This is a genomic window from Pseudomonas sp. SDO524_S393 (genome assembly GCF_054071875.1).
Genome location: NZ_JBSVVZ010000013.1, coordinates 95,481 through 101,480, shown reverse-complemented (window position 1 = coordinate 101,480; position 6,000 = coordinate 95,481). Strand labels below are relative to the sequence as shown.

At 55.5% G+C, this 6,000-nt stretch carries 8 protein-coding genes; 5 read left to right on the top strand and 3 right to left on the bottom strand.

What is annotated here, in order from left to right; genetic code table 11:
- From ACW9IB_RS08515 to ACW9IB_RS08505, 3 genes are all read left to right on the top strand, one after another.
- On the top strand, positions 1–657 hold a 657-nt coding region (locus ACW9IB_RS08515; protein ID WP_457413212.1), incomplete at its 5' end, for an RHS repeat-associated core domain-containing protein.
- Entirely contained in the window at positions 654–1,034 is a 381-nt protein-coding gene (locus tag ACW9IB_RS08510) for a hypothetical protein (RefSeq protein ID WP_457413211.1), read from the top strand. The genes ACW9IB_RS08515 and ACW9IB_RS08510, both read left to right, overlap by 4 nt.
- Positions 1,016–1,489 carry a hypothetical protein gene (locus tag ACW9IB_RS08505; protein WP_457413210.1) on the top strand — a complete coding sequence of 158 codons (474 nt, stop codon included), beginning with the start codon at positions 1,016–1,018 and terminating at the stop codon, positions 1,487–1,489. Before ACW9IB_RS08510 ends, ACW9IB_RS08505 begins: the two co-directional genes overlap by 19 nt.
- A gap of 196 nt (positions 1,490–1,685) precedes the next feature.
- Here the strand turns inward: ACW9IB_RS08505 and ACW9IB_RS08500 are convergent, their stop codons facing one another.
- A complete protein-coding gene (locus ACW9IB_RS08500; RefSeq protein WP_457413208.1) occupies positions 1,686–2,273 on the bottom strand; it encodes an NUDIX domain-containing protein in 588 nt (195 codons plus the stop codon).
- 193 nt (positions 2,274–2,466) lie between these two features.
- On the opposite strand from ACW9IB_RS08500, the gene ACW9IB_RS08495 reads away from it, so the two are divergent.
- Positions 2,467–3,393, top strand: coding sequence for an alpha/beta hydrolase (locus ACW9IB_RS08495; protein ID WP_457413207.1), 927 nt, complete (start codon positions 2,467–2,469; stop codon positions 3,391–3,393).
- 203 nt (positions 3,394–3,596) lie between these two features.
- Here the strand turns inward: ACW9IB_RS08495 and ACW9IB_RS08490 are convergent, their stop codons facing one another.
- Positions 3,597–4,745 (bottom strand): alpha-hydroxy acid oxidase, encoded by a 1,149-nt coding sequence (locus ACW9IB_RS08490; protein WP_457363936.1) that lies wholly within the window; start codon positions 4,743–4,745, stop codon positions 3,597–3,599.
- A 122-nt stretch (positions 4,746–4,867) separates the two neighbouring features.
- Between ACW9IB_RS08490 and ACW9IB_RS08485 the strand changes: the two genes are divergently transcribed.
- Positions 4,868–5,653: a DeoR/GlpR family DNA-binding transcription regulator gene (locus ACW9IB_RS08485; RefSeq protein WP_457413206.1), complete on the top strand. Its 786-nt coding sequence runs from the start codon at positions 4,868–4,870 to the stop codon at positions 5,651–5,653.
- Between the two features lie 86 nt (positions 5,654–5,739).
- Here the strand turns inward: ACW9IB_RS08485 and ACW9IB_RS08480 are convergent, their stop codons facing one another.
- Complete coding sequence (locus ACW9IB_RS08480) at positions 5,740–5,946, bottom strand: PLDc N-terminal domain-containing protein (protein WP_457363938.1); 207 nt, start codon at positions 5,944–5,946, stop codon at positions 5,740–5,742.
- Positions 5,947–6,000 lie beyond the last annotated feature (54 nt).

Genomic DNA, 6,000 nt, shown 5'->3' with positions numbered 1-6,000 from the left:
GATCAGGAAAGCGGGCTGCACTACAACCGGCATCGCTACTACAATCCGGATCTGGAACGCTACCTGACGCCGGATCCGGTGAAGTTGGCGGGTGGGATCAATGCCTACCGGTATGTACCTAATCCTACGGGGTGGGTGGATCCGCTGGGGTTAAGTACGTGTCCGGGGGGTGATGGGTGTAAGCCACAATCGGAAATAGAAAGCCCAACCGATCAAATAAAGGTTGAGGACCGCTCCCCACCACAGCCGAGGCCGCAGGAGAAACGTAGCTATTTATACCGAGGAGATATGAGAGAGCCGGATGAGATATTTGAAAAGGGATTTGAGAGCAGAGGCTCGAGTACAGACCTTTTCCTGCACATTTTGAATAACGCGAGCCCGCCTAGCAATTTCGTCCCCACATCAACATCAAGAAAACAGGCATTGCAGTTTGCTTCAAACTTTGGATTCGAGGATGGCTTCCTATACACACTCAAAAGAATCCCTGGAATAGATGTAAACAAAGAACTGGGCTCACGCTCCAAACACAGCTATGAATCGGAAATCGCAATTCCAGGGAGAATAGACACCAAAGATATTTTAGGCGCTTCACCTGTCAATGAGGACGGAACATTCAAGGGATACACTATATTAAACCCCAATAGAGAATACCCATGAAATCACGTGAAATCAGCATCATTAAAAACGGGTTGCGTGAAAGCGCAGTTATAGAATATGAAGGAAGCAAGCCTACGCTTGAGATACTGATGAACGATGGGACTCGAAAAACCTATACAGCATTGGACTTATATGACTGCTTTGGTTTGATGAGAGCGGACCTGAAAGAGATTAAATTCCTATGTAAAGGCTCAAAAATCAATGTTCACACCTCAGGAATGTCTTCACACATGTCAAATGGACTTATCGCATACGAACTATCAATAGGACAACCTGAAGGTATTCCTGTACACATTTTTTCCTATGAGGAAAACGACTTGACCAACGACATACAAGAGCAGCATGACTTCTGCACAACATGGGAAAAATCTTGTTAAATCTCCTAAAAATTCCAGACCGCTCACTTGCACAAACAAAAATGAAAAAGCAGAACATCCATGCATTGATTGAAAATAGTAGAACAGAAGTTTTCGTAAAATATGACACCAACAAATCAATCATGACATTCTCGGAAGCCGACAATTTCAAAAAAATCTACGAAGGAGCAGACATGTATGTTTGCCTGGCAAAAATCAGAGCCGACTTTCCCCATATAACCTTTCTATGCAAAGGCGCAAAGTTAAATGTCAAACCTTCAAGAATGGCCTCTCAAATGAGCTCTGGTCTTGTGGCATATGAAATGACGTTAGGAAAACAGGCAACCAACGAAAATATTGTTCACTTATTTGATTATGAAGAAGAAAACCTTACAAACAACCCACAAGAACAAATCAATTTCTTTAAAAAATGGCTGGCATCACTAGGTGCCCAAGACTATGAAAAATTCAATTAAGCCTCTTTCCTATCCCCTGTAGTGAGCGAGCTTGCTCGCGCCGGGCTGCGAAGCGGCCCCAACTCTGGCAACGTGTTTCTTCCGTTGGATCAGCGCCGTTCATTTTGGGGCTGCTCCGCAGCCCAGCGCAGGGCAAGCCTGCTCACTACAAAAACGGGGTTCACGCTACAAAAAACACCCATTACAAACGCCTGACTCACCACCCTTCCTTCAGCATGCGCAACTCCAGATGCTGCAACAGCATGATGGTCTTGCCATCGACAATCTCACCCTTCTGCACCATCGCCAGGGCCTGTTCGAAGCCCAGTTCCAGAACTTCGATGTCTTCGCCTTCGTCGATCAATCCGCCGCCGTTGCCCACACGGTCTTCCGGTTGGTATTCGCCGATGAAAAAGTGGATGCGCTCGGTAACCGAGCCCGGGCTCATGAACGCGGCGTAGATCTGCTCCACATGCCCCACGCGGTAACCGGTTTCTTCCTCGGCCTCCAGGCGGATGCGTTCTTCGGGGCTGGCATTGTCGAGCAAGCCCGCGGCGGCTTCGATCAGGTAGCCGTGGTAATCGTTGACGAACGTGGGCATGCGGAACTGGCGGATCAGCAGCACGGTGCGTTGCGCACGGTTGTACAACAGGAGAGTGGCACCGTTGCCCCGGTCGTACACTTCGCGGGTCTGGGCCTGCCAGGTACCGTCGCGGCGGCGCAGGTCGAAGCTGTATTTTTTCAGCAGGTACCAGTTGTCCGAAAGGGTTTCTTCAGCGGTGATGCGAACGGGGCTGTTGTCCATGGTCGGGCCTTTGCTCAAAGGAGCAGGAGCATGTCGCGCGGGCATTGTCAGCGTCAAGCCGAGCACGGTGACAGCCCTGTCTTGCTATGCTGTAACACTTTGCAAGCAATCCCCCTCAACGGCTGTCGAATTAATCCCTGCCCTCGTAAGCCATCTGGTAAAAACGCTGCTTCGTTCTTGTTCTGGAACCTTCATGTCGTCTCGTTTTTTTTCACGCTGGAACCTGCGCTGGTTTCCCCTGTTGTGCATGGCACTCGTGATCGTCGGCCTGCCGGTGGGTTGCGCCGTGCTGCAACACAAGGAGCGTGAGCTGGTGTTCCGCATCGAACCGGGCACGGCTAGTTGGTACAGCGGGTTGCCCAAGGCTGTGCAGGAGTTCGAACTCACACCGGCCAGTTTCAAGTCAGGGCAGAACATTCACGGCTGGTGGTGGCCGGCAGAGCGCAAGGACGCGCCGGCCATTCTCTATCTGCACGGCGTGCGTTGGAACCTCACCGGGCAGTTGTTTCGCATCGAACAACTGCATGCGCTGGGCTTCTCGGTACTGGCTATCGACTACCGCGGCTTTGGCCAAAGCCAGGGCGATTTACCCTCGGAAAGCACGGTGTATGAAGACGCACGCATCGCCTGGGAACGCTTCCAGGTGCTGCAACCCGATCCGAGCAAGCGCCTGATCTACGGCCACTCCCTGGGCGGCGCAGTGGCCATCGATCTCGCCGCCGAACTGGGCAAGCAAGTACCACTGCCCGTGCGCGGGCTGGTGATCGAGTCGACCTTTACTTCCCTCGCGGATGTCGCGTCAGCCGTGGCCAACACCTCGCTGCCGGTGCGCTGGTTGCTGTCGCAGAAATTCGATTCCATCGACAAGATCCCCGACATCCATATGCCCTTGCTGGTGGTGCACGGCCTTGATGACCGTTATGTGCCACCCCGTTTCAGCCAGCAACTGTTCGAAGCCGCCCGGGAACCCAAGCGCCTGTTGCTGGTACCCGGCGCGAGCCATAACAACAGCATGAGCTTGGCCGGGCGCAGTTATCGCCAGGCCCTCGACAACCTGATGCAAGCGAAGATGCCGGCCCAGGTGGTGACGCACTCCACAGGCCGTAGCGGCGACTCATAAAATGGTTTTCGGCACTGGGTTTGCGCTTGCCTGTCAAGCGCAAACCCAGCCTATGCGGGGCCGCGCTGGAAGTTGATCAAATATTGACCTCGGGTCAAATCGCCACATCTGCCGGGGCCTCACAAAGTTATCCACAGAGATACCCACGGTTTTCGTGGACAACTCTTTTCAAACTTTTATGATTTTTTTGCTCGGCAAACCCTTCAGGGAAAGGTGCCCGGCAGCAAAATATCGCGGTTCACATCACGTATATCGTTATAGCCACAGAGGGCCATCGACACATCCAATTCACGGGCAATGATGTCCAGGGCCTTGGTCACACCGGCTTCACCCAAGGCGCCCAAACCATACAAATGGGCGCGTCCGATCAACGTGCCCTTGGCACCCAATGCCATCGCCTTGAGCACGTCCTGGCCGGAGCGAATGCCGCCATCGAGCCACACCTCGATGCGCTCGCCCACCGCCTCGACAATCGCTGGCAACTGGCTGATGCTCGACGGCGCCCCATCCAACTGACGGCCGCCGTGGTTGCTCACGATCAGCGCGTCGGCGCCGGAGTCGGCCGCCAACCGTGCATCCTCCACATCGAGGATGCCCTTGATGATCAGCTTGCCGCCCCAGCGCTGTTTGATCCATTCCACATCGCCCCAGTTCAGGCGCGGGTCGAATTGCTGGGCGGTCCAGGACGACAGTGAACTCATGTCTGCCACGCCCTTTACATGCCCCACGATATTGCCGAAGCCACGACGGCGAGTGCCCAACATGCCCATCACCCAGCGCGGCTTGGTGGCCATGTTGAGGATGTTCGGCAACGTCAGCCTGGGCGGCGCCGACAGGCCATTGATCAAGTCCTTGTGACGCTGACCGAGGATCTGCAAGTCCAGGGTCAACACCAACGCATCCACACCGGCGGCCTTGGCACGATCGATCAATTGCTCGATAAAGGCACGGTCGCGCATCACGTACAGCTGGAACCAGAACGGCTGGCCGACATGCTCGGCAATGTCCTCCAGTGAACAGATGCTCATGGTCGACAAGGTGTAGCGCAGGCCGAACGCCGCCGCCGCGCGAGCAGTAAGAATCTCGCCATCGGCATGCTGCATGCCGGCGAGTCCTGTAGGAGCCAGGGCGACCGGCATGGCCATGTCCTGGCCGATCATGGGGGCGCGAATGGAACGCTGATCGATATTGCGCGCCACCCGCTGACGAAACTGGATACGGGCAAAATCACTCTCATTGGCCCGGTATGTGCTCTCAGTCCAGGAGCCGGAATCGGCGTAGTCGTAGAACATCCGTGGAACACGTCTTTGCGCCAGCTTGCGTAAATCTTCGATGGTTGTGATCAACGACATCGGGGTCACCTCTCCCTGAACTGAACACAGAGAGTAACCGCCCATCGGCTTCGCAACCAGTCGTTGCACTTGGATCAAGCGCAGGCTAATCTCCGCACAAACCTGCAAAAAGACGCAAAATCATGCATAGCACCCATCAAGCCGTTGACCTGCCTTCGCTGCGCAAGCAAAAAATCCTGTTGCTGCTGGAGCGCGACGGCAAGGTCACCGCGTCGGAGTTGGTGGAGCATTTTGCCGTGTCCCAGGACACCATCCGTCGCGACCTTGGCGAACTGGCCGCCGCCGGTCTGTTGCAGCGCGTCCATGGCGGCGCCCTGCCCCGGCCCAAAGACACCGGCAAAGACTTCTTCACTCGCGTCGGCGAGACCAATGACGTCAAGCGCCATCTCGCCCAACTGGCTGCCGACCGCGTGCAAGATGGCCAGATCGTGCTGTTCGACTCCGGCTCCACCACCCTTAAAATCGCCCAGTCGCTGCCCCGCGATATCCACCTGACCGTGGTCACGCCGTCACCGATGATCGCCATCGCGCTGGCCGACCACCCCCGCGTCAAAGTGATCCTCACCGGGGGGCAGCTCAACCCGGCAACACTGTCTACCACCGGCCAGGAAACCGTGCGCCTGATCCAGAGCGTGAAAGCCGACCTGCTGTTCACGGGCGTGTGCGCCTTGCACCCCGAGGTCGGTATCAGCTCGCTGCATTTCGATGAAGTGGCCGTCAAACAGGCGCTGCTCGACAGTGCCTCCCATGTAGTAGCCGTGACCACCGCCGACAAACTCGGTGCGGTGGAGCCGTTTGTGGTCGCGCCGTGCAACCGTATCGGCACATTGATTACCGAGTGGCACGTACCGAGTGTCGAAGCGTACGAGCAGTTAGGGCTGGAAGTGATGCGGGTGGCGGTCGATTAGGTACAAGCACTCGCCGATCAAGAAACGCCCCCCTCTAAAAATGCAGACAGGCGCCGATCGGCGCCTGTTTTTTTTACCTCGACCCCTCAGCTTTTGTGCTGCTGAGCCATCTCCCGCTTGGGCCCGAACATCGCCCAGGCAATCAGACCGAGCAAGGGTACGAAGATCAGAATCACCAGCCACAGCCCCTTGGTCTCCCAGCCACTGGTGCTGCGCAATACGATATTGATCGCCCACAATTCCAAGAGCAGCAGAATCACCGCCAAACCGATCCAGACATATTCTATTTGCATGATCCACCTCCTGAGGTCTGTGCATTAGGTCAAGCGATAGCCTTAAGGGTTCCA

What these genes read in the sequence shown, in the direction of transcription:
- ACW9IB_RS08510 (WP_457413211.1), top strand. Translation starts at nt 654, where the DNA reads ATGAAATCACGTGAAATCAGCATCATTAAAAACGGGTTGCGTGAAAGC.
- ACW9IB_RS08505 (WP_457413210.1), top strand. Translation starts at nt 1,016, where the DNA reads ATGGGAAAAATCTTGTTAAATCTCCTAAAAATTCCAGACCGCTCACTT.
- ACW9IB_RS08500 (WP_457413208.1), bottom strand. Translation starts at nt 2,273, where the DNA reads ATGGACAACAGCCCCGTTCGCATCACCGCTGAAGAAACCCTTTCGGAC.
- ACW9IB_RS08495 (WP_457413207.1), top strand. Translation starts at nt 2,467, where the DNA reads ATGTCGTCTCGTTTTTTTTCACGCTGGAACCTGCGCTGGTTTCCCCTG.
- ACW9IB_RS08490 (WP_457363936.1), bottom strand. Translation starts at nt 4,745, where the DNA reads ATGTCGTTGATCACAACCATCGAAGATTTACGCAAGCTGGCGCAAAGA.
- ACW9IB_RS08485 (WP_457413206.1), top strand. Translation starts at nt 4,868, where the DNA reads ATGCATAGCACCCATCAAGCCGTTGACCTGCCTTCGCTGCGCAAGCAA.
- ACW9IB_RS08480 (WP_457363938.1), bottom strand. Translation starts at nt 5,946, where the DNA reads ATGCAAATAGAATATGTCTGGATCGGTTTGGCGGTGATTCTGCTGCTC.